Raw genomic sequence first — 22240 nt, forward strand, 5'->3', positions numbered from 1 at the left:
TCGCCGGGCCGACGCGATTCTCGACCCCACGCATGCCGTTCTTTCTGGCACAACGTCGGAGCCGGGGCAGTGGTTCCCGCCCTGGACTCCTCAGCCGCTGCGCCCGACGCGGTCGGCCGGGCCCGTGCCCGCCTCCCGCACACACCGCAGCAATTCCGACACCGCCGTGTGCGTCGCACCAATTCTGATCGTCCACCGGTCGCCGGGGAGTTTCAACCGCATCACCTCGGAATGCCCGGGGCCGGCCAGCCCGAGGAAGACCGTGCCGACCGGATGACCGTCCTGCGAATCGGGGCCTGCCACGCCGGTCAGCCCCACACCCCAGTCCGCGCCGCATCGTGTGCGGGCGCCGACGGCCAGTTGTTCGGCGGTGCCGGCGGCCACCGGGCCTTCGGCGGCGAGCACCGCCGCGTCGACGCCGGCGAGGCTGTGCTTGAGATCGGTGGCGTACACCACCAGACCGCCGCGCAGCACGGCGCTGGCGCCGGGAACCCCGGCGATGGTCGCGGCGAGGAGTCCGGCGGTCAGCGATTCGGCGGTGGCCACGGTCTGCCGCACGGTCACCAGCGCACGGACGAGATCGGTGGCGGGTACGGCGGCGACCAGTGGATCACTCATAGGCCGCGCGCCCGCCCCGGTCCGCCCGCGAACCACACCCTGGCCGCCTGGCCGACGTAGTCCAGCCCGGTCACCACGGTCAGCAGCACCGCCAGGTACATCAGGGCCATACCGATCTCGCCGACCCAACCCGACAGCGGCAGCAGCAGCATGGCGATCGCCAGCGATTGGACCAGCGTCTTGAGCTTGCCGCCGCGCCCGGCGGGAATCACGCCGCGCCGCACCACCAGCAGCCGCAGCAGCGTCACGCCGATCTCGCGGCCGCAGATCACCACCGTGATCCACCAGGCCAGATCACCGAGCACCGACAGCCCGATCACCGCCGACCCGATCAGCGCCTTGTCCGCGATGGGGTCGGCCAGTTTGCCGAAATCGGTCACCAGGCCGTATTTGCGAGCCAGTTGCCCGTCGAATCGGTCGGTGATCGCGGCCACACCGAACAGCGCGGCGGCGGTGATCCGCCAGCCGGTCTCGTGACCGTCGCCGACGAACAAGGCGACGACGAACAGCGGCACGATCGCGATGCGCAGCATGGTGAGCACATTCGCGATGTTCAGCAGCGGCGCTTCGGTCTCGGCCTGGGCGAAACCCGGCCGGACCGGGGCGGGCGCGCTCCAGGGGCGGTCCGTCTCGTCGGGTTGCACGCTCATGCCTCCGCCTCACCTGCGGCCGGCTGCGTCACGACCGCCTCGTCATCCCGCCGCGCCGACCGGCGCGACGCGGTGAGCTGAACGAGCGGATCTGCGGCACACGTTCAGACTATCGGTAGCCGGGCCGACTACTGTGCACCCCATGACCTCTCGGGGACCACTAGGTGGTTCGACAAGCGACGCGTACCCGGGCGCGGCTTCGGCCGCGCGGAACTCCGTCCCGGTGGTCCGACGCGCGCGCACCTCCGACGTGCCCGAGATCAAGCACCTCATCGACGTCTACGCAGGCCGGATCCTGCTGGAAAAGAACCTGGTCACCCTCTACGAGGCGGTGCAGGAGTTCTGGGTCGCCGAACTGGACGGGCGCGTCGTCGGCTGCGGCGCGCTGCACGTGCTGTGGGCCGACCTCGGCGAGGTGCGCACGGTCGCGGTGCACCCCGACGTCAAGGGCACCGGTGTGGGCAAGCTCATCGTGCAGCGGCTGATCACGGTGGCCCGTGAACTCGAGTTGCAGCGGCTGTTCGTGCTGACCTTCGAGGTGGAGTTCTTCGGCAGGCACGGGTTCGTCGAGATCGACGGCACGCCGGTCACCGCGGAGGTGTACGCCGAGATGTGCCGCTCCTACGACACCGGCGTGGCCGAGTTCCTCGATCTGAGCTATGTGAAGCCCAACACCCTCGGCAATACTCGGATGCTGCTGACGCTTTGAATCCGTCCCCACAGGAAGCGATACCCGTGCCGATCTTCGCCGTCCACTACGTCTACTCCGAAGCCACGGCCGCAGACCGGGACGTCCACCGTCCTGAGCACCGGGCCTGGCTGGCCGGTCTGCTCGAGTCCGGCGTCCTGCTCAGCAGCGGTCCGTACCCGGACGGCTCCGGAGCGCTGCTGATCTTCCGCGCGGAGGACGCGGGCCGCCTGAAGGACCTGCTCGCGCGGGATCCGTTCGCCCGGGAGAGTCTCATCGACGACGTGCGCGCCGTCGAATGGGCCCCGGTTTTCGGCGCCTTCGCGTCCTCCTCCAGCGGCTAACGGTCCGCTCGGGCGCGCGTGCGCAGCAGGCTGGCGACCGTCGCGACGACCAGAATCGCCAGGATGACGCCCAGCGACACCGGCGTGGAGATCTCCGGGACCGCGACGTGCTCGCCGCCGTTGACGAACGGCAGCGTGTTCTCGTGCAAGGCGTGCAGCACCAGCTTCACGCCGATGAACGCGAGAATCGCCGCCAGCCCGTAGGACAGGTAGACCAGCCGGTCGAGCAGCCCGCCGATCAGGAAGTACAGCTGGCGCAGGCCCATGAGCGCGAAGGCGTTGGCAGTGAAGACCAGGTACGGCTGCTCGGTGAGGCCGTAGATGGCCGGGATGGAGTCCAGCGCGAAGAGCAGGTCGGCGAACCCGATCGCCAGCAAGGCCAGCAACAGCGGCGTCACCGCACGGCGCCCGTCGATCTTGGTCACCAGCTTGTCGCCGTCGTATTCGTCGGTGGTCGGCAGCACGCGCTTGGCCAGCGCGACGATCCGGCTGTCGCGTTTCTCCTCGACTTCGACTTCGTGGCCGCTCTCGCGCATCAGCTTGACCGCTGTGTAGATGAGAAAGAGCCCGAACAGGTAGAACACCCAGCTGAAGGCACTGATCGCGGCCGCGCCGACGGCGATGAACGCACCCCGCATCACCAAAGCGAGCACGATGCCGATCAGCAGCACCTTCTGCTGGTAGATCCGCGGCACCGCGAAGGTGGACATGATGATCAGGAAGACGAACAGGTTGTCCACCGAGAGCGCCTTCTCGGTGACGAAGCCCGCGTAGTACTCCCCCGCGTAGGTCGAGCCCCACTGCCAGGCGACGACGCCGCCGAAGAGCAGCGCCAGCCCGATGTAGACCGCGGACCAGAAGCCGGACTCCCGGAACGTCGGCTCGTGCGGGGTGCGGACGTGTGCGAAGAAGTCGAAGACGAACAGTCCGAGGATCACGACGATGGTGATCGTCCATTCGAGTGCGGTTACGTGCATGCGGCGTGCCGATCGGAAGCGAAGATCATCATGATGTCCATAATGCCGGAAATGTCCGTTGCTCTTCAGTAGCGGGGTGATTGCCGCCCATAATTCCACATCCGTTCAGTCGACGTTTCGGGCCACAGTCGCCCACCGTGAGCGCCAAGCGGCGCGAAGCGGGACGGATGCGCGGCGAGTTCGCCTGACCCACCGGCTCCCGAGCGACGCCTTGCGGGCGCGGAAGTACTGAAGGAGGTAGGGTCGTCGTCGACCGAAAAGCGGTTCCCAACGCCGGAGTCCGGTGTTAGTTTTTGAACCGGCGAAGATCGGACCACAGGAAGGCGACACCGATGACCGGGACGACACGGCGGCTGATGTCGCCGAGTGATGCCCGGCCCTCGCGAGCCCGCGTTGTGCTATCGGTCTCGTCCGTCTCCCATTGGCGGATGAGCGCGCGGAGCCGCCCCTGAACGTGTCTTTCGCAGACCCGTGCACCAAGGGTCACTCCGCGGCGAATCGCCGAGGGGTGACCCTTTTGTCGTGCAGACGGACGTAGCTCAGTCGGTAGAGCGGCGGTCTGGCAAAATCGTTGGCCGGGGTTCGACTCCCTCCGTCCGTGCCGAGTCTCCAGGTCGCACCGCGACCGCTCCCTCGTAGCCCAACAGGTAGAGGCGCCGGACCTAGATTCCGGGAGATGCGAGTTCGAATCTCGCCGAGGGAACCAGCCCGATCACTCCTGCGGCCCGGCCGAGTCACCCTCATCGCCGCCGCCGCGGATCGACCACAGCAGCCCTTCCAGCTCATCGGGTTTCACGAGCACGTCGCGCGCCTTGGAGCCCTCACTCGGGCCGACGACGCCGCGGGTCTCCATGAGATCCATCAGCCGTCCCGCTTTGGCGAAGCCGACGCGCAGCTTGCGCTGCAGCATGGAGGTGGACCCGAACTGCGAGGTGACCACCAGTTCCACCGCTTGCAGGAAAACGTCGAGATCATCGCCGATATCGGGGTCGACGTCCTTCTTCTCCCCGGCCTTCGCGGCGGTGACGCCCTCTTGGTATTCCGGCTCGGCCTGGTTCTTGGCGAAATCGACGACGCCGTGGATCTCCTCGTCGCTGATGAACGCGCCTTGCAGCCGAGTCGGCTTGCCCGCGCCCATCGGCAGGAACAACCCGTCGCCCATGCCGATCAGCTTCTCCGCGCCGGGCTGGTCGAGGATGACCCGGGAATCGGTCAGCGACGAGGTGGCGAAGGCCAGCCGGGAGGGGACATTCGTCTTGATCAAACCGGTCACCACGTCCACCGACGGCCGTTGGGTGGCCAGCACCAGATGGATGCCTGCCGCGCGGGCCTTCTGGGTGATGCGGACGATGGCGTCTTCCACGTCCCGCGGAGCGGTCATCATGAGATCGGCCAACTCGTCGACGATGGCCAGGATGTACGGGTAGGGCCGGTACACCCGTTCGCTGCCCAGCGGGGCGGTGATCGCTCCCGACTTCACCTTCTTGTTGAAGTCGTCGATGTGGCGCACCTTGTTGGCCTGCATGTCCTGATAGCGCTGCTCCATCTCCTCGACCAGCCAGGCCAGCGCGGCCGCCGCCTTCTTCGGCTGGGTGATGATGGGTGTGATCAGGTGCGGTATGCCCTCGTAGGGGGTCAATTCCACCATTTTCGGGTCGATCAGGATCATCCGGACCTCGTCCGGCGTCGCCCGCTGCAACAGCGACACCAGCATCGAGTTGACGAAGCTCGACTTACCCGAACCGGTCGAGCCCGCCACCAGCAGGTGCGGCATCTTGGCCAGATTCGCCGAGACGAACTCGCCCTCGATGTTCTTGCCCAGGCCGATCACCAGCGGATGGTGGTCGTTGCGGGTGCTGGGCGCCTTGAGCACGTCGGCCAGCCGGACCAGCTCGCGGTCGGCGTTCGGCACCTCGATGCCGACGGCGGACTTGCCGGGGATCGGCGCGAGCAGCCGGACGTTCTCCGTCGCCACGGCGTAGGCGATGTTGCGCGCCAGTGCGGTGATCTTCTCGACTTTCACCCCCGGCCCGAGTTCGACCTCGTAGCGCGTGACCGTCGGGCCGCGGACGAAACCGGTCACCGCGGCGTCGATCTTGAACTGCACCAGCACCTCGGTGATCGCCTCGATCATCGATTCGTTGGCGGCACTGCGTTTCTTGGGCGGATCCCCGTCGGTCAGCAACGACAGCGGTGGCAGGGTGTAGTCGCCTTCGACTTCGCGGTCGGTAACGAACTCCAGTTGCTTCGGCGGCGGTGGCGTCTGATCCTCCACGACCGCGGCGGGACGCTGCTTCTTCGGTTTCGGTTTCGGCGCGGACTCCTCCACCGCGATCGGCTTGGCGTCCCGCAGCGGGGGTTCGCCGATCGCCTCGGTGACGGCGTCGGGGTCGCCGAACTCGTCGGGCGGGTAGTTCTCCGCGGGCGTGCGACCGCGCCGCTTGGCGCCGCGGCGCACCGGGAAGCCGTCGGCGTCGAAACCGGCCGGATCGTAGTCCCGGTAGTCGCCGTCGAATTCGCCGTATTCGTCGCCACCGTTCTCGGTGCCGAAGTATCGACGCAGCTTGGCGGGCACCTCGCGCACGGTGGTTCCGGTCACCAGCAACCCGCCGAAGACGATGGCCAACAACAGGATCGGGACAGACAGCCAGGCGGTGAGGCCGTTGGTCAGCGGCCCGCCGGTCACGAAGCCGACGAAACCCGCCGCGCGGGAACGTCCGTGCGCGTCGGTGGGAGCGCCGGCCGCGATGTGCCACAGACCGAGAATCGGCAGACCGATCAGCAGGCCGCCGAGCACCAGTCGCGGCCGGATCTCGGGGCGCGGTTCCGTGCGCATCAGGACGACGGCGATGCCCGAGGCGACGAACGGCAATCCGGCCGAGGCCGATCCGGAGATCGCGCGGATCACGTCCTCGACCCAGTGGCCCACCGGCCCGCCGGCCGACAACCACACCGCCGCCGCGATCACGGCGCTCACCGCGATCAGGGCCAGCGCGGCACCGTCGCGCCGATGGCCGTGTTCGATCTCCCCGGCCCGGCTCAGCGTGCGTGTGGTCGCACCCAGCCCCCGGGCCAGCATGGTCCAGCCGCTGCTGATGCCGCGTCCGATGACGGCCAGTGGCGCCGTGTTCGAGGTGCGGCGCACCGGACGCCGGGCCGGGGCGGGGCGCCTGCGGGGCGCCGCGGTCGTTCGAGGGGTCGCCGCGCGGGGCGTGGCCGCGCGAGAGCGTGCCGTGGTGGTCCTCCCCCGCGCCGATCCCGCCCGCGCCCGACTCGTCGTGGTGCTGCGGGACTTACCTGCCATGGTCCCAGGCTAGCCGCAATCGCCCCATCCGGACCATCCGCAACACTGGTTGCGTTCCGCCTCCGTGCGCCTCGGGCGCCGTCGCGGGGACGTTCAGCACCGTGAAAAGCCCTGGCGGTTCGCCGGATGAGCGGTCGCGGACAGCACGGCTCCGTGGCGGATCCACGGCCGAAGTCCCGGGCTCGTCTCCGGTCCGGCGGGGAACTCACGGCCGAGGATCCGGACGAACCCGCGACACGTCGCACGAATCAGACCGATCGGTCCGTCTCGAGCACCGCCCGTACGGCTTCGGGCGATCCGGTGGTCTCCAACCGGACTTCATCCCGACCGAAGGCATGCAGCACCAGTTCCGAGGGCTTGCCGGTCAGCGTGACGACGTCGCCGGAGGCGGATCGCGCCACCGTGCGCCTGCCGTCGGGCGTCACGAGCTCGACCGTGACCGGCGCCTTGCGGTAGGCCATCTTGGCCGTCTTGCGCAGCATCGACCACAGTCGATCCTCATCGGCGGCGGGCAGATCGCGCGGCTGCCAACCCGGTTCGGCGCGGCGCACGTCCTCGTGGTGGACGAACATCTCGGACAGGTTGACAACCGCATCGACCGGCCGCAACGGCGACCACCACGGCGGACCGGTGCGGATCTGGTCCAGCAACTCGGGAAACGGCTTGCTCGCCGCCTTCGCCTGCACCCGGTCGAGATACCCGGCGAACGGCTTCAACATGATGCCCGGCGCGGCATCGAGCCGCCGTTCGCGAACCACCACATGCGCGGCCAGATCCCGCACCGTCCACGCGCCGCAGAGCGTCCGCGCGTCCGGCCCCACGGCCTCCATCGCCTCGACGAGTCCCCTGCGTTCTCGCTGTGCCATAGTCACACCCCCGAAAATACCGACCACCCGGCCGCACTGCCGGATGACGCGACTGCCCGCGGCCACCGCGACCACGACGCCACCCGGAGAACCGTTCACGACAGCGCGACGTCGTTTTCGATGCCGCCGTTGCGCCGCACCGCGATTTCGCCGCGCCTGGAGTGCGATGACGTTGCCGCACACCAAGTTTCACCGCGCACACCAACCGCGCACACGAGCGGAGAAAGTCCGGTATCCGAGTTGCGGGCGGTGTGACCGTGCACCACACTGGGCTCTACGCCGATGCGCCCGGCAGGCGCGTATCCATACCACGGCGGTCGGGACTCCTCACACCGGGAAATCTCCGGCTAGCGCAATGAGGGTGGGCTCTGTACCTTGTCACTCGGTCCATCGGGTCGTGGACCTCATGACAAGAAGGGGCAAATCCTCCGTGAAGAAGTTTGCTACCGGTGTAGCCGCGCTCGCGGCGGTCGGTTCCGCGCTGGCTGTCAGCGCGCCCACCGCGCACGCCTACACCAACAATTACGGCGCGATCGCGCTGTCCACCTCCACCGGTCTGATCGGGTACTCCTACGACTACCCGACCTCGGCCGCCGCGCAGCAGCGCGCCGTGAGCTCCTGCAGCGCCGCCGACTGCCAGTCGGTGGTCTGGTTCCGCAACGGCTGCGGCGCCGTGGCGTACTCCAGTGGCACCGGCACCTGGAGCTGGGGGTACGCGTCGTCGCGGCGCGCCGCGCAGAGCCAAGCGCTGCGGCGCAACGATTCCGACGCCTACATCGTGCACTGGAACTGCACGTCCAACCACGGCTGATGCCCGGAATTACAGACGAAGGAAACATCGTGAAGCACCGCACTTTCCGGACCACCGTGGCCGTCGTCCTCACCGCAGTGGCCTGCTCGCTGAGCGCCTGCGCCTCGGGCGACGACTCCTCGTCCCAGAGCACCAGCGCCAATCCCACCCACGCCGCTGGTGAGTTGGAGGGCGGCTCGGACAAGGGTGACAAGGAGGCCGGTTCCGCACCGACCACCCCGTCCTCGCCCGCACTGGCCAAGCCCTCCGTGCAGCAGCTGAACGAGCGGTTGCAGAAGGCTTTCGACCCGAACGTGCCCAACGAGGAGAAGATCAGCTGGATCCAGGCCGCCGAGCAGGATCCCTACCTCGTCGCCAACCTCGTCGACGCCGCGAAGAAGCAGAAGGTCGCCGTCGAGGTCACCAACGTGGGCGACCCGAAGGACGGCAAGCTCAAGGCCGACGCCAAGGTCACCATCGACGGCACCCCGGTGGACGACGCGTTCATCCAGTTCGTCTCCGAGGGCGGCCAGTGGAAGGTCGACCACACCTTCGCCTGCAACATCGTCAAGAGCGCGAAGATCGAGTCCGCGGCCTGCCAGGAGTGACCGCGCCCGCGTGAAAAGCGCCGGACAGCTGAGCTGTCCGGCGCTTTCGTCGTTCCGGAGGTCAGACGCCGATGACGGTCGGCACGATCATCGGGCGACGGCGATACTTCTCGGCCACCCATCGACCGACCACGCGGCGCACGCCCTGCGCGATCCGGTGGGTGTCGGTGACACCTTCGCCCGCCAGCCGCAGCAGTTCGGCTTCCACCAGCTCCGACGCGTCGAGCAGTGCGGTCGGATCGTCGGAGAAGCCGCGTCCGCTGAGCTCAGGGGTGCTCACCGCCTTGCCGGTGGTCTCGTCGATGGCGACGGTGATCGCGATGAAACCGCCCTCGCCGAGAACCAGCCGGTCCGACAGTGTGGACTCCCCGACGTCGCCCACCGATAGCCCGTCGACGTACACATGGCCGACCGGCACCCGGCCGACGACCGAGGCGATGCCGTCGACCAAGTCGACCACCACTCCGTCCTCGGCGAGCACCACCCGCTCCTGCGGCACGCCCGTCGCCACCGCCAGTGCGGCGTTCGCGCGCAGATGGCGCCACTCGCCGTGCACCGGCATGGCGTTGGTCGGCCGCACCGCGTTGTACAGGTACAGCAGCTCGCCCGCCGAGGCGTGCCCGGAGACGTGCACCTTGGCGTTCTGCTGGGTGATCACCGTGGCGCCGAGCCGAGCCAGGCCGTTGACGACCGCGTACACCGAGTTCTCGTTGCCGGGGATGAGCGAGGAAGCCAGCACCACCAGGTCGTCCGGGCGGATGTTGATCTGCCGGTGGTCGCCGCGCGCCATCCGCGACAGCGCGGACAGCGGCTCGCCCTGCGAACCCGTGGAGATCAGCACCAGGCGGTGGCTGGGCAGGGTCGCGGCGACATCGAGGTCGACGACCACGCCCTCCGGCACGGTGAGATAGCCCAGATCCTGGGCGATCTGCATATTACGGACCATCGAGCGGCCGACGAAACAGATCCGCCGCCCGTACTTCTGGGCCACGTCGACGACCTGCTGGATGCGGTGCACGTGACTGGCGAAGGACGCGACGATGACCCGTCCGCTCGCCTTGCCGATGACCGAGTCCAGCACCCCGCCGATCTCGCGCTCCGGCGTGACGAAGCCGGGAACCTCGGCGTTGGTGGAATCCACCAGGAACAGGTCGACGCCCTCGTCGCCGAGCCGCGAGAATCCGGCCAGGTCGGTGAGCCGCCCGTCCAGCGGAAGCTGGTCGAGCTTGATGTCACCGGTGTGCAAGGCGACGCCCGCGGGCGTGCGGATGGCGACGGCGAGCGCGTCGGGGATGGAGTGGTTGACCGCGAAGTACTCGCAGCCGAACGGGCCGTGCGTGGTGTGCTGCCCCTCGATCACCTCGACCAGCTTCGGGTGCAGGCGGTGTTCCCGGCACTTCGCGGCCACCAGCGCGAGGGTGAACTTCGAGCCGACGACCGGGATGTCGGGCCGCAGCCGCAGCAGGAAGGGCACCGCGCCGATGTGGTCCTCGTGGCCGTGGGTCAGCACGACGGCGACGACGTCGTCCATCCGGTCCTCGATGGGACGGAAGTCCGGCAGGATCAGGTCGACACCGGGCTGCTGGTCCTCCGGGAACAGGACGCCGCAGTCGACGATCAGCAATTTGCCGCCGTACTCGAAAACCGTCATGTTGCGGCCGATTTCGCCGATGCCGCCGAGGGCGAACACACGCAGGCCGTTCTCGGGCAGGGCAGGCGGGGCGCCGAGACGGTCGTGCGCGGCGATCGGATCCGCCTGCGGCGGGGGCTCTTCGCCGCGCCGCGGGCTGGACTGCGCACGTCCACGGCTCGGTCGCCGGGTCGCCGCACCCTGGCCCCGGGTCTCCTGGCGCGCCCGCGCGGGCGCGGGCTGCTCGGTACGCACGACGGCATCGGCGGCCTTGGCGGCCTCGTCCACCGTCGCCACGTCGAGCGCGGGCTCGGGCATCGCTACGGATTCCGACGGCGCGGGCGGCGTCACCCGCTCGACCGGCGCGGACGGGGCGGGCGCTCCCGCGGGGCGGGAAGCGCTGCGGCGGCGACGGGATAGGGACTCGCTCATCACAGCACTCCCACCGCTCGCAGGTCCGCGGCAAGCGACTCCAACTGCTCACCCGTCGGCATCAGCTGCGGCAGCCGCGGCTCCCCGACCTCCACGCCGAGCAACCGCAATCCGCCCTTGCTCATCGCGACACCGCCCAGCCTGGCCATCGCCGAGTGCAGCGGCAGCAAGGTGACGTTGATCTCCCGGGCGCGCACCACCTCCCCCGCCGTATAAGCCTCCAGCAGCGCGCGCAGCCGTTCGGGGACGAGATGTCCGATCACACTGATGAATCCGGTCGCGCCCACCGACAGCCAGGGCAGGTTGAGCGCGTCGTCACCGGAATAGAACGCCAGGCCGGTGCTGGCGATGAGTTCGGCGCCCATGTTCAGGTCACCCTTGGCGTCCTTGACCGCGACGATGCGCGGATGTTCGGCGAGCTTGCGGACGGTGTCGCTGGCGATCGGCACCACCGACCGCCCCGGGATGTCATAGAGGGTGACCGGCAGGTCGGTGGCGTCGGCGACGGCGGTGAAATGGGCGATCAGCCCCTCCTGGGAGGGCCGGGAATAGTACGGCGTCACCACGAGCAAACCGTGTGCACCCGCCCGCTGCGCGTTGCGCGCCAGTTCGACCGAGTGGGCGGTGTCGTAGGTGCCCGCACCCGCGATCACGGTCGCGCTCTTGCCCACGGCGTCGACGACGGCGCGCAGCAGATCGGCCTTCTCCGATTCGGTGGTGGTCGGCGATTCACCAGTGGTTCCCGAGATCGCGAGCAGGTCGACACCGCGGTCGACCAGGCGGGCCGCGAGCGCGACCCCGGCATCGACGTCGAGCTTGCCGTCGGCACTGAAGGGGGTCACCATCGCGACACCTACCGTGCCGGACGCACGCAGCTCCGTTGGCGTCGATTCACCGTTCGTCATGGTCAGAAAGGCTACCCGGTCCGGGACACGCCCTCGACACCGTCGTCGGCGATCAAGCCGCAACAAAGACGCGAATGTCTCGCGATGACGGCGCGGTGATGCCATACCGTTTCTTGCTGGACATCATAAATGACGTCACACTGATGTCATGGACTTGAACAAGTACACCAGCCAGCTGCGCGAGAGCCTGATCGCCGCCGCGGCGCTGGGCGACGAGAAGACCCAGGCCACGGCGGCCGCCCTGGCAGCGGCGACGGAGGCGTCCGCCCGCATGGTCCTGCTCACGGCCCTGTCGGACCTCGCCGCCGAGGTCAGTGCGGCACTCGGCGACCGCGCGGTGCACGTGTCGGTGGACGGCACGGAGGCTTCCATCGATGTGCGCAAGAGCACGGAGGGCGACGAGCCACCCACCTTCGAGGAGATGACCGGAGACATCAGCAGGGTCACGCTGCGGCTGGTAGAGCAGATGAAGGCACGCGCGGAAGAGGCTGCCGCACAGAGCGGTCAGTCCCTCAACTCGTGGCTGTCGAGCGCCGTCCACGGAGCGCTGCGCGACCAGATGCGCGGGTACGGGCCCAAACGCGACATCTGACTCAGTAGCGCTACAGCAACGCGGCGAGATTGCCGCGATCACCGATGGCGACCTCGTCCAGTTCGAGCCAATCGGCCAGCTCGCGCAGCGCACCACCGACGGCGTGCGCGGTGGCGGGGGTGTCGTACCCGGGCTCGGCGAACGCGGCCGGCACCCACAACCGGCCGTTCGCGCGCTCGGCGCGCAGATCCACACGGCCGACCAGCTCCCCGTCGAGCAGGAACGGGAAGACGTAATAGCCGTGCACCCGCTTGTGCTCCGGGGTGTAGATCTCGATCCGGTAGTGGAAATCGAAAATACGCTCGGTGCGTGCGCGGAAGAAGATGAGCGGGTCGAACGGGCACAGCAGCGCGGCGCCTTCGATGCGACGCGGTGTGGGCGCGCCCGCCCGCAGATAAGCCGGCTTCGCCCAGCCCGCCACCTCCACCGGGATCAACTCGCCCGCGTCCACCAGCTCGGCGATGGCCGGTTCGGTCTGGGTGCGCTGGAGACGGTAGTAGTCACGCAGGTCCGCTTCGGTGCCGATGCCGTGGGCGGTGGCCGCGCGAAGCACCAGTTCGCGGACGGCGTCCGGCTCGGAGACCTCGCGCGCCAGCACCTCCGGCGGCAGCACCCGCTCGGCCAGGTCGTAGTGCCTGGTGAATCCGACCCGGGTGGCCACAGACAACGCACCAGCCGCGAACAGCTGCTCGCAGATCATCTTCGTATCGCTGAGATTCCACCAGGAACCCTTCGGCCGCGGCTTGTCCAGCTCCAAGTGGCGCTCGACCTCCCCGGCCGTGGCCGCGCCCACTTCGGTGATCACATCCAAGATGTCCTTGCCGAGAGTGGGATTGCGCTCGACCACCTTGCGCATACCGGACCAGCGCCCGTGCTCGTACTGCCGCATCCGCCAGCGCAGCAGCGGCCAGTCCTCGACCGGGATGAGGGCGGCCTCGTGTGCCCAGTACTCGACGAGCGCCCGCGGCCGCCGCGCGCCATTGCTCCACGCGGCCTGATCGAGCAGAGCACGATCGTAGGGCCCGATCCGGCTGAACACCGGCGCGTAATGCGCCCGCACCACCGCGGACACCGAATCCAGTTGCAGTAACTGGGTCCGCTCCAGCACCCCGAGCACCGTTCGCCGGGTGACCCGACCGGGCCTACGCGCCCCGAAACCCTGCGCCGCCAACGCCGTTCGCCGCGCCGCCGCCGCGCCCATCTTCCGCATGAGGGCAACAATGCCACGAGCCACCGACAGTGTTCTCGGCCGCGCGGGCGCGGCGTGTTCTCGGCCCCTTGGTGGCTCGCGTCCGAGCGACCGCCGCTTGCTCCTTCGTCGCCTACGCGGCGGCCACTCGGACGCGAGCCGGGCCGCGAACGAGACAACGCTCGATCTCGCTGCGCTCCAAACCGGGAGCTGGGCCGATGCGGATGCGTGAGCCGGTGATCGTCAGACCTCGGGTTCGCCGTTCTCGGTGACCGGCGACTCCTTCCCCACCTACGCGGCGGCCACTCGAAGACGAACCAGGCCGCGAACGAGACAACGCTCGATCTCGCTGCGCTCCAAACCGGGAGCTGGGCCGATGCGGTCGGGTGGTGGTCGGCACGCGATTCGGATGGCGTCGCGACCTCCGAGGACGTCACGTGGAGACGGTGATCGCGCCGGTGGCGTCGATTTCGGTGCGGCGGTCCCGGTCCGTCGCCGTGGCCAGGACGGTGGCCAGGATACGGCGGCCGGTCGGGAGGATGCGGACGGTGACCGAACCCTCGTTCGCGGCGTCGAGTTCTCCCGTGGCGGCGTCGATCACCTGCTGGCGCACCCGGTGCGGGACCCCGGTGAAACCGCCGTCGTCGAGCAGGATCACCTCGACGCCGCGGGAGCGAGCTCCGCGGGCGGCGCTGCTGAGCTGGTCGGTGGCCAGTTGCGGGGCGCGGAGGCCGTCACGTAGTTCGGCTTCCAGGAGCCTGCACTGTTCGCGCTCGGCGGCGGTGAGGTCGTCGCCGTCGGCGATGCGTTCCAGGATCGGGCGCGCCACCGCGTCCAGCCGAGCCAGCTGACGGGTGCGTTCCCCGTTCTCCGCCGCCATCGCGGCCTCGGCGGCGGCGCGCATGGCCGCCTCCTCACGCAGCAGCCGCAGCGAACGCTGGGTGGGGCGCATTATCGCCGCGAACAGGGAAACCCCAGCAACCGTGGCGACCGGCACGATCGACCCTACGACGACGCCCACCTGCAGACCGGCCGCCACACCGACCACAGCGATCACCGCGCCGGTGCCGACGACGCCGAGCCAGGCCGCGGCCAGACGTCCGCGCAACACCAGCACGGCGAGCACATACGAGGCGGCGAACGCCGTCCACACCTGCTTCGACCAGGCGTGCTCGACATCGACCGAGGTGAGGGCCGCGGCCAGCGGCCCGGAGGCGGAGACGAACACGGTCGCGGGCCAAGGCAGCGGATCGGTCGGCGCCAGCAGCACCACGACACCGGCCAACGCCAGGACGACCAGGGCGGCGGCCACGGCGGCCACCAGCGATTCGGAGAAGTTCTGGACCATGCACAGCACTATGGTCACTTCGAGAATGACCAGGTACAGCCACGCCGCGCGGCCACGGAGGCCGAGCAGATCGCGCAGTCCAACTTCGGTTTCCCGCTCAGCCATTTCCGCCCCACACCAGCGTCACGGTCGTACCCTCGCCCGGCTCGGATTCCACGAACCCGGCGCCGCCCGGCAGCTGACGCATGCGGCCCAGGATGCTCACCGAGATACCGAGCCGATCGACAGGCACCTCACTCAGGTCGAAACCCGCGCCGTCGTCACGGAACACCACTCGAATACCGCCCGCGCTGATCGTCACCGTGACGGTGCGGCGGACCGCACGCCCGGGAACAGTGGCGTGACGCAGGCTGTTTCGTACGGCCTCGGCGAGCGCGGCGGCGATCGTGCTCGCGGCGTCCACCGGTAGACGCAGATCGTCGAATCCGGCCCAGCGCCGCGCGGTGAACCGGGTATCGGGATTCACTTCGTGCACGGCGGAGCGGAGGAACCCGATCGCGGATTGCGCGTCCAGCCGGTCGAGTTCGCTGTTCCCGACCCGGCACTCGTCGAGTTGTTCGAGGGTCCGTTCGGCCTGCCTGCGCAGGACCGGCGATTCGGTCCCGGCGCGGGAGGCGTCCAGCAGGGTGGACAGCACCGCGTCGTGGATCAGCGCGGCGAAGCGCGCGCGTTCCCGTTCGCGGGCGGCCGCGCCCGCGACCGCCGCGGCCCGGCTGCTTTCGATGGCCGACTCGCGATCCACTCGGGCGGCCGCGGCCCTGGCATAGATCACGCACCACAGGAACAGCGCGCTCAGCCCGGCCGCCCTGGCGAAATAGCCGAGCAGCGCCAGGGCGGTGGTGTCCTCGAGCACGACGAGATTCGCCAGCGCGCTGAACGCCGAGCCCACCACCAGATACGCCACTGCGAGCGGTGGACGCCAAGCGAGCACGGCCGCCAGGACGCCCAGCGCCAGCACCCGGTACAGCCAGAGCGACGCCGATCCTAAGGCTTCGGGCACCACATACACGAATGGAACCACCGCCGTGGCTCCGAGGAAACTCACCGCTGCCGCACCGGCGACCCGCTGGATCATTCGGGCGCTCAGGCTGACCGAGACGACCGCGAGGACCGGGAACAGCCCGAACGCCAGCACCACTTCGACCACCGTCCACCGGACGGGCACGAAGCGACTCTGATCGGCGATCTCGGGCAGTTCGACGATCGCGGCGATCACCCCGGCGATTCCGATGGCCAGCCCGAGCCTGTGCAGGATGCGGTCGGCGGCGCCCTCGGAGGCTTTCCCCCTGGACAGTGCGGCGACTCCGTGGCGCAAACGCCTCGCGCGGAGTCGGTAGAGCCGGAGGGAGCGCGAGTGCGACGGGGTGCCCAGCATGCTGGACGCGATCATCCGCGTGGGTGCCGCTCGGGAACCGGCAGCCATCCGTCCTCGACCGCCCGCTTGTACAGGTCGGTCTTGGTCGGCGCCGGACGACCGGCATCGGCGTACTTCTGCCGGATCCGGCCGAGGTAGTCGTTGACCGTCTGCTCGGACAGACCCGTCAACCGCGCGACCCGGGAGGCCTTCTCGCCGGACGCGTACAACATGAGCACTTCTTCCTGGCGCGGGCTCAGGCCCACCTCGGACAGTTGCGGGTCGCCGTCGATGGCGGCCGCCCAGTCGGTGGTGACCACCTGTTCGCCGCTGGCCGCGCGGCGCACGGCGGCGACGACGGTCGGCACGTCCTCGGATTTGCGGACCACGCCCAGCACCCCGGCGCGCGCGGCGGAGCGCACGAGAAAGGCGTTGTCCGCGCCGGTGAAGACCAGCACCTCCATGCCGCGGTCACGCAGGGCGCGCACGTTGTCCTCGGGCGAGGACCCGTCGGCCAGCCGCAGATCCAGCACCACCAGATCCAGCTTCGGCTCGCCGTCGACGGCGGCGAGCAGTTCCGGCACGGTGCCCGCGGTCAGCACCAGATCGAGATCGGTCTGCGGCGCAAGCATCGCGGCGAGACCGATCGCGACCGACTCGTGGTCTTCGACCAATCCGATCCGCCGCGGTGCGTTCTCGCTCCCTTCGACCCAGGTCACCTGGCTCTCCCATCCCGAGCTACTCGTCCACGTCCCCACCGCAACAACAATCGCAGACAGTATGCCGGGTGATGGTGCGCGATGGTCAGACACCAGAATTCGGGGGATTCAGGCCATGAGCCCGGCGGCGAGCGTGGCGCCCAACTCCCAGCACCGCTGGAGGTCCTCTTTGGCGGGCGGACCGGAGACCACGACCGTGGCGGCGGCCTGCTCCCACCCCAGTCCGGTGGTGATGCCGGCGACCCCGCGCTCGGCGCCCTCGGTGCCTTCGTTGCCGTGCAGGTACAAACCGTACGGGCGGCCGCGCGTGGAATCGAGACACGGATAGTAGATCGTATCGAAGGCGTGTTTGAGCGCGCCGCTCATGTAACCCAGGTTCGCCGGGCTGCCCAGCAGGTATCCGTCGGCGGCCAGTACGTCGGGAGCGGTGACGGCCAGTGCCGCGCGGCGCACGACCTCGACACCTTCGATCTCGGGGTCGGTGGCGCCGGAGACAACGGCCTCGAACATCGCCTGCATATGCGGAGACGGCGTGTGATGGATGATCAGCAACCGGGCCACCCCTGCGATGGTATCGGCCCGCTGTCAGCGGGTGTCGCGCTCGTGCCGTTCCAGTGCGACCGCACGGCGCATCGTCTCCCTGGCCCTGGTGCGGTCACCGGCGTAGTCGTAGGCGCGCGCGAGACGGTAGGAGACGCGCCAGTTGTCCGGGTCGGCCTCCCACTCCGCCTTGACCGTCGCGAACAGTTCGTCGGCGGCCGCGCGTTCGATGCGGCCGGACGGCAGCCGTGGCAACTGCGAGGTGTCGAGTTCGAGGCCCTCGTCGTGGATGCGCCGTGCCAGATGCTGATGGGCGAGCGCGGCGCGCACGGTGGCGACGACGATCCACACGCCCAGCAGCGGCAGGATCAGCACGCCCACGCCGATGACGATCGCGGCCACGTCGCCGGAACCGATCAGACCGACCGCTATCCGGCCGAGCAACAGGAAATAGAAGCCGAGCACCAGGATGAGCGCCGCGATCAGCGCGACCACCTTGACGACTTCCCCGCTGCCCTTCCGATCCGCCGGCTCCGCGCCGCTCACCGTCGCGCTCCGCCGGGGTTCGGCGCCATCCGGTGTGCTCGCCACCGCTCGCTCACAGGTCCAGGAACGGGTCGAGCCCGACGGTGAGACCGGGGCGGTTCGCGATCTCCCGCACGCCGAGCAGCACACCGGGGGCGAACGACGAGCGGTCGATCGAGTCGTGCCGGATGGTGAGGGTTTCGCCCTGGGTGCCGAACAGCACCTCCTGGTGAGCGACCAGACCGGCCAGGCGCACCGAGTGCACCCGCACTCCGTCCACGTCGGCGCCGCGCGCACCCTCCAGCTCGGTGGTCGTGGCGTCGGGACTGCGGTCCAGACCCGCTTTGTCGCGTGCGGTGGCGATCAGGCCCGCGGTGCGATAGGCCGTGCCGGACGGCGCGTCGGCCTTGTTGGGATGGTGCAGTTCGATGACTTCCACCGACTCGAAGAACCGGGCGGCCTGCTCGGCGAAACGCATGGACAGCACCGCGCCGATGGCGAAGTTCGGTGCGATCAGCACGCCGACCTCCCGATGACCGGCCAGCCAGTCGCGCACCTGCGCCAAGCGGGCGTCGTCGAAGCCGGTGGTGCCGACCACCGCGTGGATGCCGTGCTCCACCAGGAACCTCAGATTCCCCATCACCACGTCCGGGTGGGTGAAATCGACGACGACCTGCGTATTCGCCGCGGTGAACGTGTCGAGCGAATCATCTTTGTCGACGGCGGCGACCAGTTCCAGGTCCTCCGCCGCCGTCACCGCCGCGCAGATCGCCTGTCCGACTTTGCCACGCGCTCCGAGCACTCCGACCCGAATGGTCACCGCACCTCCTCGTTCCGCTTCGGTCGGGGATCAGCCTAGTGGGCGCGGCAGGAGGCAGTCCGGTCGCCGCCCGTGCCGGCCCCAGCGAGGAGGCGGGCCGCCTATCCCACCGGCTCGCGGTCGCCGGGCGGGGCCGCGAGGTTCCCCGCCATCCGTTGCAGCGACCGCACGGTCTCGGCGAACTGCTCGTCGGTGATGCCCGCCGCCATCTGGCGCCTGCGCAGGCCGATCCGGGCGAAGGCCTCGTCGTGCGCGCGACGGCCCGACTCGGTCAGCGAGAGCACGCCTCCGTCGTCGCGGACCAGCCCGGCGGCGGTGAGCTCGGCCAGTTCGGTGGGCCACTCGGCATCGTCGGCCCAGAAGGCGTCGAGGGCGTCGTGGACGTCGTCGGCGCGCTGCCGCCCCTTCGCCAGCGAATGCAAGGCCTGCCAGCGTCTACGGCTGAGCCCGCCCGCGGCGAGGTCTTCGTCGAAGCGCTGGTTTATCAGTCGATCGAGTTCTACGAGCCAGTACCCGATTCCGCGCTGGATGGCCATGTTCAGCTCCCGTGCATGCCAAGCTACAATTACATGTAATTTTACATACAAATAGCGGCCGTGACGGAGGGAGCGAATGGACGAGCACGACACGATCACCATCGCCGTGGCAGCGGCGATGGTGCGGATCCGCCGCAGGCAGACCCGTGGCGCGCTGAGCGACGGCGCGATTCCCGTCGCGGTGTTCCGCGTACTCGACGCCGTCGCCGACGGCGCGGCCGACACGGTGGGCGGCCTCGCTCCCGCGCTCGGTGTCGACCAGCCGCGGGCGAGTCGCCTGGTGGCGCAGGCGGTTTCCTCCGGCCTGCTGGAGCGGGTCGCCGATCAGCGCGACGGGCGGCGTTCGGTCCTGCGCCTGACCGCCACCGGGCGCCGGGCCACGGCCGAGGCCAGAGCGGACAGGTGCAGCGCCATGGCCGCGGCCATGGCGGAGTGGACACCCGCCGATCGGGTCGAATTCGCCCGGCTGCTGGAACGATTCGTCGACGGAATGGATCGGATCGCCGACTGAGCGGCCGTCGTGACCCGATGGTCACGGAATCCGGGCGAGACTGTCGGCAGGCCCGTTCAGTCGAAGACGATGACCTGGCGCAATGCGTGGCCGGCGGCGAGTTCGTCCATGGCGCGGTTGATGTCCCCGAGGCCGACGTGCGCCGAGACGAGCCGCTCCACCGGCAGACGTCCCGCGCGCCACATCCGAACGTACTCGGGGATGTCGCGGGACGGCACGGCGGAACCGAGGTAGCTGCCGACGATGGACCGCCCTTGGGCGACCAAGGCCAGCGGGGAGATCGCGGCGCGGGCATCGGGGGCGGGCAGTCCGACGGTGACCGTCGTACCACCGGGCGCGGTCGCCGCGACGGCCGTCTCGAAGGCGCGGATGTTGCCCGCGGCCTCGACCACCACCTCGGCCTGCACACCCAGCTCGGCGACCTCGGCCGGCGTGTACGCCGCATGCGCGCCCAATTCCCGTGCCAGGGCGAGTTTGTCCGGCACGGTGTCGACCGCGATCACCTCGTGTCCCTCCGCGGCGAGCGAGACCGCGACCAGCACCGCCGCCATACCGACGCCGCCGAGACCGACGACCATGATCCGGTCCCCGGTTCCCGGCCGCGCCGAATTGAGGAGTGCCCCACCGCCGGTCAGCACAGCGCAGCCGAGGACAGCCGCGACCTCGGGCGGCACGTCGTCGTCCACCGCGACCACCGATCTGCGATCCACCACCGCGTAGGTGGCGAACGCGGACACACCCAGGTGGTGGTGCACCTCGACCCCGTCGCGAACCAGTCGCCGCCCACCGTTGAGCAGTTCGCCCGCGTTGTTGGCGATACTGCCGGGCACGCAGGGCGTGCGGCCGTCGGTCGCGCAACCCGCGCATTCGCCACATCGCGGCAAGAAGGTCATGACCACGCGCTGCCCGACCGCGATGTCGCCGTCACCCGGGCCGACCGCGGCCACCCGCCCCGCGGCCTCGTGTCCGAGGAGCATGGGCACCGGCCGCACTCGGTTGCCGTCCACCACGGACAGGTCCGAATGGCACAGCCCCGCCGCCTCGATCCGGACCAGCAGTTCGCCCGGCCCCGGCTCGCGCAGCTCCAGATCGCACACGGTGATCGGCGTCGATCCGGCGAACGGCGCCGGCGCCGCGATCCGCTCCAAGACCGCTCCACGAATCTTCATCCCGCCGACGCTACCCCCACGACGGCTCGGCACACCGGGTCGGAGCACTGGCGGTCGCGCGAAGCTGGTGTTAAGTTGGTCGGCCGTGACGGTGCTCCCGTTGGCCGCCTTGTACCGAGCCCGGGGTCGGGACCGTCACGTTTCAGAGGAGAGACTCCACTGTCCGTACAGTTCGATCACACCATTGTCGGCTGCCGGGACCATCGCATATCCGCCGAATTCTGGGCGGACATCCTGGGACTGGAAGTCGGCGCCCCCTGGGGGCCGTTCATTCCGGTCTCCTTGCCCGGCGGCGTCACCTTCGACTTCGCGAACGTGCCCGCCCAGATCACCGACATCCAACCCCAGCATTACGCCTTCTTGATCTCCGAGACCGAATTCGACACGGCCTACGCCAAGATCCGGCGGTACGAGGTGGATCATTGGGCCGACCCGCAGCAGCGGCGGCCCGGCGAGATCAATCACAACGACGGCGGTCGCGGGGTGTACTTCCTGGATCCCAGCGGTCACTTCCTGGAGTTGATCACCGTCCCGTACGGCGGCGGCTGAGCTGACGCCCGTCCGGACCGCGCTACCGAGACCCGATGACGCACCGAAGAGCTTGTCCCGCAAGCGGTGACCAGCGGCGCGTACGATGCCGCGCATGGGTGTCGATCTGGTCGACGTGGTCGAGCGCTTGCACGCCGACCTCGCGACGTGGCTCGGGTCGCAGGCGCCGATCGAGGTCTTCGAGCGGTTCGCGGCGGCGCAGCACGAGCGCTTCAGCATGGTGACGACCGGTGGCGAGGTGCTGGGGCGCAGCGCGTTGACAGCGGGGCTGCGCGGTGCGGGAAACTCCGTGCCCGGCTTGCGCATCGAGATATCCGACGTCGAAGAACTCCTGTGGTCCGGCGACATCGCGGTCGTGCGTTTCCTGGAGACGCAGCGGGCCGCGGAGAACGTCACCCACCGTCGGGTGACAGCCGTGCTGACGATCGGCGATCCCGGTGAGGTCCGCTGGCTGACGGTGCACGAAACCGAGGCCGTGCCGGCCTGACCATTCCCAGCCAGGGGGATGTGCGTGCTGCGGCGGCGCCCCGGGTGCCGGACAATTCCCGCCTACGTTCTCGGACGCGGGTGCGTCGC

The 22240-nt window shown here is 69.4% G+C and carries 24 protein-coding genes and 2 tRNA genes; 10 read left to right on the forward strand and 16 right to left on the reverse strand.

Translation table 11 applies throughout. The features are described from left to right. Nucleotides 1–90: 90 nt before the first annotated feature. Both M8859_RS00855 and pgsA read right to left on the reverse strand, forming a co-directional pair. On the reverse strand, nucleotides 91–618 hold the full coding sequence (locus M8859_RS00855; RefSeq protein ID WP_159919668.1) for a CinA family protein: 528 nt from the start codon (nucleotides 616–618) through the stop codon (nucleotides 91–93). Continuing rightward, nucleotides 615–1268, reverse strand: a complete 654-nt coding sequence (gene pgsA, locus M8859_RS00860; RefSeq protein ID WP_159919670.1) for a CDP-diacylglycerol--glycerol-3-phosphate 3-phosphatidyltransferase — start codon at nucleotides 1266–1268, stop codon at nucleotides 615–617. The genes M8859_RS00855 and pgsA overlap by 4 nt, the downstream gene beginning before the upstream one ends. 142 nt (nucleotides 1269–1410) lie before the next feature. Between pgsA and M8859_RS00865 the strand changes: the two genes are divergently transcribed. Next, the gene (locus M8859_RS00865) at nucleotides 1411–1977 is read left to right on the forward strand and encodes an amino-acid N-acetyltransferase (RefSeq protein WP_223512957.1); all 567 of its coding nucleotides are present in this window, start codon (nucleotides 1411–1413) and stop codon (nucleotides 1975–1977) included. A 26-nt stretch (nucleotides 1978–2003) separates the two neighbouring features. Continuing rightward, nucleotides 2004–2300 (forward strand): YciI family protein, encoded by a 297-nt coding sequence (locus M8859_RS00870; RefSeq protein WP_195070505.1) that lies wholly within the window; start codon nucleotides 2004–2006, stop codon nucleotides 2298–2300. Here M8859_RS00870 and M8859_RS00875 read toward each other — a convergent pair. After that, entirely contained in the window at nucleotides 2297–3277 is a 981-nt protein-coding gene (locus tag M8859_RS00875; protein WP_159919674.1) for a TerC family protein, read from the reverse strand. The genes M8859_RS00870 and M8859_RS00875 overlap by 4 nt on opposite strands. Before the next feature lie 528 nt (nucleotides 3278–3805). Here M8859_RS00875 and M8859_RS00880 point away from each other — a divergent pair. Continuing rightward, a tRNA-OTHER gene (locus tag M8859_RS00880) sits at nucleotides 3806–3878 on the forward strand. Nucleotides 3879–3906: 28 nt separating this feature from the next. Next, a tRNA-Leu gene (locus tag M8859_RS00885) sits at nucleotides 3907–3983 on the forward strand. 6 nt (nucleotides 3984–3989) lie between these two features. Here M8859_RS00885 and M8859_RS00890 read toward each other — a convergent pair. Together M8859_RS00890 and M8859_RS00895 are read right to left on the reverse strand one after the other, a co-directional pair. Further along, on the reverse strand, nucleotides 3990–6581 hold the full coding sequence (locus M8859_RS00890) for a DNA translocase FtsK (RefSeq protein WP_195070504.1): 2592 nt from the start codon (nucleotides 6579–6581) through the stop codon (nucleotides 3990–3992). A gap of 248 nt (nucleotides 6582–6829) precedes the next feature. Next, a complete protein-coding gene (locus M8859_RS00895; protein ID WP_159919678.1) occupies nucleotides 6830–7453 on the reverse strand; it encodes a TIGR03085 family metal-binding protein in 624 nt (207 codons plus the stop codon). Between the two features lie 424 nt (nucleotides 7454–7877). Between M8859_RS00895 and M8859_RS00900 the strand changes: the two genes are divergently transcribed. Next, nucleotides 7878–8258 (forward strand): DUF4189 domain-containing protein, encoded by a 381-nt coding sequence (locus M8859_RS00900; RefSeq protein WP_159919680.1) that lies wholly within the window; start codon nucleotides 7878–7880, stop codon nucleotides 8256–8258. 29 nt (nucleotides 8259–8287) lie between these two features. Beyond that, on the forward strand, nucleotides 8288–8845 hold the full coding sequence (locus M8859_RS00905; protein ID WP_159919682.1) for a WKL family lipoprotein: 558 nt from the start codon (nucleotides 8288–8290) through the stop codon (nucleotides 8843–8845). Between the two features lie 61 nt (nucleotides 8846–8906). Here M8859_RS00905 and M8859_RS00910 read toward each other — a convergent pair whose 3' ends face one another. Continuing rightward, nucleotides 8907–10907, reverse strand: a complete 2001-nt coding sequence (locus tag M8859_RS00910) for a ribonuclease J (RefSeq protein ID WP_249643601.1) — start codon at nucleotides 10905–10907, stop codon at nucleotides 8907–8909. Beyond that, entirely contained in the window at nucleotides 10907–11812 is a 906-nt protein-coding gene (gene dapA, locus M8859_RS00915) for a 4-hydroxy-tetrahydrodipicolinate synthase (protein ID WP_159919686.1), read from the reverse strand. The genes M8859_RS00910 and dapA overlap by 1 nt, the downstream gene beginning before the upstream one ends. A 148-nt stretch (nucleotides 11813–11960) precedes the next feature. Between dapA and M8859_RS00920 the strand changes: the two genes are divergently transcribed. After that, complete coding sequence (locus M8859_RS00920) at nucleotides 11961–12404, forward strand: hypothetical protein (protein ID WP_159919688.1); 444 nt, start codon at nucleotides 11961–11963, stop codon at nucleotides 12402–12404. A 10-nt stretch (nucleotides 12405–12414) separates the two neighbouring features. Here M8859_RS00920 and M8859_RS00925 read toward each other — a convergent pair whose 3' ends face one another. The 8 genes from M8859_RS00925 to M8859_RS00960 form a co-directional block, all read right to left on the reverse strand. Further along, nucleotides 12415–13614 (reverse strand): winged helix-turn-helix domain-containing protein, encoded by a 1200-nt coding sequence (locus tag M8859_RS00925; protein ID WP_195070503.1) that lies wholly within the window; start codon nucleotides 13612–13614, stop codon nucleotides 12415–12417. Nucleotides 13615–14026: 412 nt separating this feature from the next. Continuing rightward, a complete protein-coding gene (locus tag M8859_RS00930; RefSeq protein WP_195070502.1) occupies nucleotides 14027–15046 on the reverse strand; it encodes a DUF8320 family protein in 1020 nt (339 codons plus the stop codon). After that, nucleotides 15039–16316 carry an ATP-binding protein gene (locus tag M8859_RS00935; RefSeq protein WP_249643602.1) on the reverse strand — a complete coding sequence of 426 codons (1278 nt, stop codon included), beginning with the start codon at nucleotides 16314–16316 and terminating at the stop codon, nucleotides 15039–15041. Before M8859_RS00935 ends, M8859_RS00930 begins: the two co-directional genes overlap by 8 nt. 11 nt (nucleotides 16317–16327) lie before the next feature. Next, on the reverse strand, nucleotides 16328–17014 hold the full coding sequence (locus M8859_RS00940) for a DNA-binding response regulator (protein WP_159919694.1): 687 nt from the start codon (nucleotides 17012–17014) through the stop codon (nucleotides 16328–16330). 108 nt (nucleotides 17015–17122) lie between these two features. Further along, nucleotides 17123–17575 (reverse strand): flavodoxin family protein, encoded by a 453-nt coding sequence (locus M8859_RS00945; protein ID WP_195070501.1) that lies wholly within the window; start codon nucleotides 17573–17575, stop codon nucleotides 17123–17125. Between the two features lie 24 nt (nucleotides 17576–17599). Continuing rightward, complete coding sequence (locus M8859_RS00950) at nucleotides 17600–18100, reverse strand: hypothetical protein (protein WP_159919696.1); 501 nt, start codon at nucleotides 18098–18100, stop codon at nucleotides 17600–17602. A 52-nt stretch (nucleotides 18101–18152) separates the two neighbouring features. Next, nucleotides 18153–18899, reverse strand: a complete 747-nt coding sequence (dapB, locus tag M8859_RS00955; protein WP_249643603.1) for a 4-hydroxy-tetrahydrodipicolinate reductase — start codon at nucleotides 18897–18899, stop codon at nucleotides 18153–18155. Between the two features lie 101 nt (nucleotides 18900–19000). Continuing rightward, nucleotides 19001–19435 carry a winged helix DNA-binding protein gene (locus M8859_RS00960; RefSeq protein ID WP_195070499.1) on the reverse strand — a complete coding sequence of 145 codons (435 nt, stop codon included), beginning with the start codon at nucleotides 19433–19435 and terminating at the stop codon, nucleotides 19001–19003. Between the two features lie 76 nt (nucleotides 19436–19511). Here M8859_RS00960 and M8859_RS00965 point away from each other — a divergent pair, with 76 nt between their 5' ends. Next, the gene (locus tag M8859_RS00965; protein WP_195070498.1) at nucleotides 19512–19946 is read left to right on the forward strand and encodes a MarR family winged helix-turn-helix transcriptional regulator; all 435 of its coding nucleotides are present in this window, start codon (nucleotides 19512–19514) and stop codon (nucleotides 19944–19946) included. 56 nt (nucleotides 19947–20002) lie between these two features. Here the strand turns inward: M8859_RS00965 and M8859_RS00970 are convergent, their stop codons facing one another. Continuing rightward, a complete protein-coding gene (locus M8859_RS00970) occupies nucleotides 20003–21115 on the reverse strand; it encodes an alcohol dehydrogenase catalytic domain-containing protein (RefSeq protein WP_159919704.1) in 1113 nt (370 codons plus the stop codon). A gap of 159 nt (nucleotides 21116–21274) precedes the next feature. Here M8859_RS00970 and M8859_RS00975 point away from each other — a divergent pair, with 159 nt between their 5' ends. Together M8859_RS00975 and M8859_RS00980 are read left to right on the forward strand one after the other, a co-directional pair. Further along, nucleotides 21275–21664 (forward strand): VOC family protein, encoded by a 390-nt coding sequence (locus M8859_RS00975; protein ID WP_159920278.1) that lies wholly within the window; start codon nucleotides 21275–21277, stop codon nucleotides 21662–21664. Between the two features lie 94 nt (nucleotides 21665–21758). Next, entirely contained in the window at nucleotides 21759–22151 is a 393-nt protein-coding gene (locus M8859_RS00980; RefSeq protein WP_195070497.1) for a hypothetical protein, read from the forward strand. Nucleotides 22152–22240 lie beyond the last annotated feature (89 nt).

This window comes from Nocardia sputi (assembly GCF_023501985.1).

Coding starts and splice junctions, on each gene's coding strand:
- M8859_RS00855 (WP_159919668.1), bottom strand. CDS start 618: ATGAGTGATCCACTGGTCGCCGCCGTACCCGCCACCGATCTCGTCCGT.
- pgsA (WP_159919670.1), bottom strand. CDS start 1,268: ATGAGCGTGCAACCCGACGAGACGGACCGCCCCTGGAGCGCGCCCGCC.
- M8859_RS00865 (WP_223512957.1), top strand. CDS start 1,411: ATGACCTCTCGGGGACCACTAGGTGGTTCGACAAGCGACGCGTACCCG.
- M8859_RS00875 (WP_159919674.1), bottom strand. CDS start 3,277: ATGCACGTAACCGCACTCGAATGGACGATCACCATCGTCGTGATCCTC.
- M8859_RS00890 (WP_195070504.1), bottom strand. CDS start 6,581: ATGGCAGGTAAGTCCCGCAGCACCACGACGAGTCGGGCGCGGGCGGGA.
- M8859_RS00910 (WP_249643601.1), bottom strand. CDS start 10,907: ATGAGCGAGTCCCTATCCCGTCGCCGCCGCAGCGCTTCCCGCCCCGCG.
- dapA (WP_159919686.1), bottom strand. CDS start 11,812: ATGACGAACGGTGAATCGACGCCAACGGAGCTGCGTGCGTCCGGCACG.
- M8859_RS00920 (WP_159919688.1), top strand. CDS start 11,961: ATGGACTTGAACAAGTACACCAGCCAGCTGCGCGAGAGCCTGATCGCC.
- M8859_RS00925 (WP_195070503.1), bottom strand. CDS start 13,614: ATGCGGAAGATGGGCGCGGCGGCGGCGCGGCGAACGGCGTTGGCGGCG.
- M8859_RS00930 (WP_195070502.1), bottom strand. CDS start 15,046: ATGGCTGAGCGGGAAACCGAAGTTGGACTGCGCGATCTGCTCGGCCTC.
- M8859_RS00935 (WP_249643602.1), bottom strand. CDS start 16,316: ATGCTGGGCACCCCGTCGCACTCGCGCTCCCTCCGGCTCTACCGACTC.
- M8859_RS00960 (WP_195070499.1), bottom strand. CDS start 19,435: ATGGCCATCCAGCGCGGAATCGGGTACTGGCTCGTAGAACTCGATCGA.
- M8859_RS00965 (WP_195070498.1), top strand. CDS start 19,512: ATGGACGAGCACGACACGATCACCATCGCCGTGGCAGCGGCGATGGTG.
- M8859_RS00970 (WP_159919704.1), bottom strand. CDS start 21,115: ATGAAGATTCGTGGAGCGGTCTTGGAGCGGATCGCGGCGCCGGCGCCG.
- M8859_RS00980 (WP_195070497.1), top strand. CDS start 21,759: ATGGGTGTCGATCTGGTCGACGTGGTCGAGCGCTTGCACGCCGACCTC.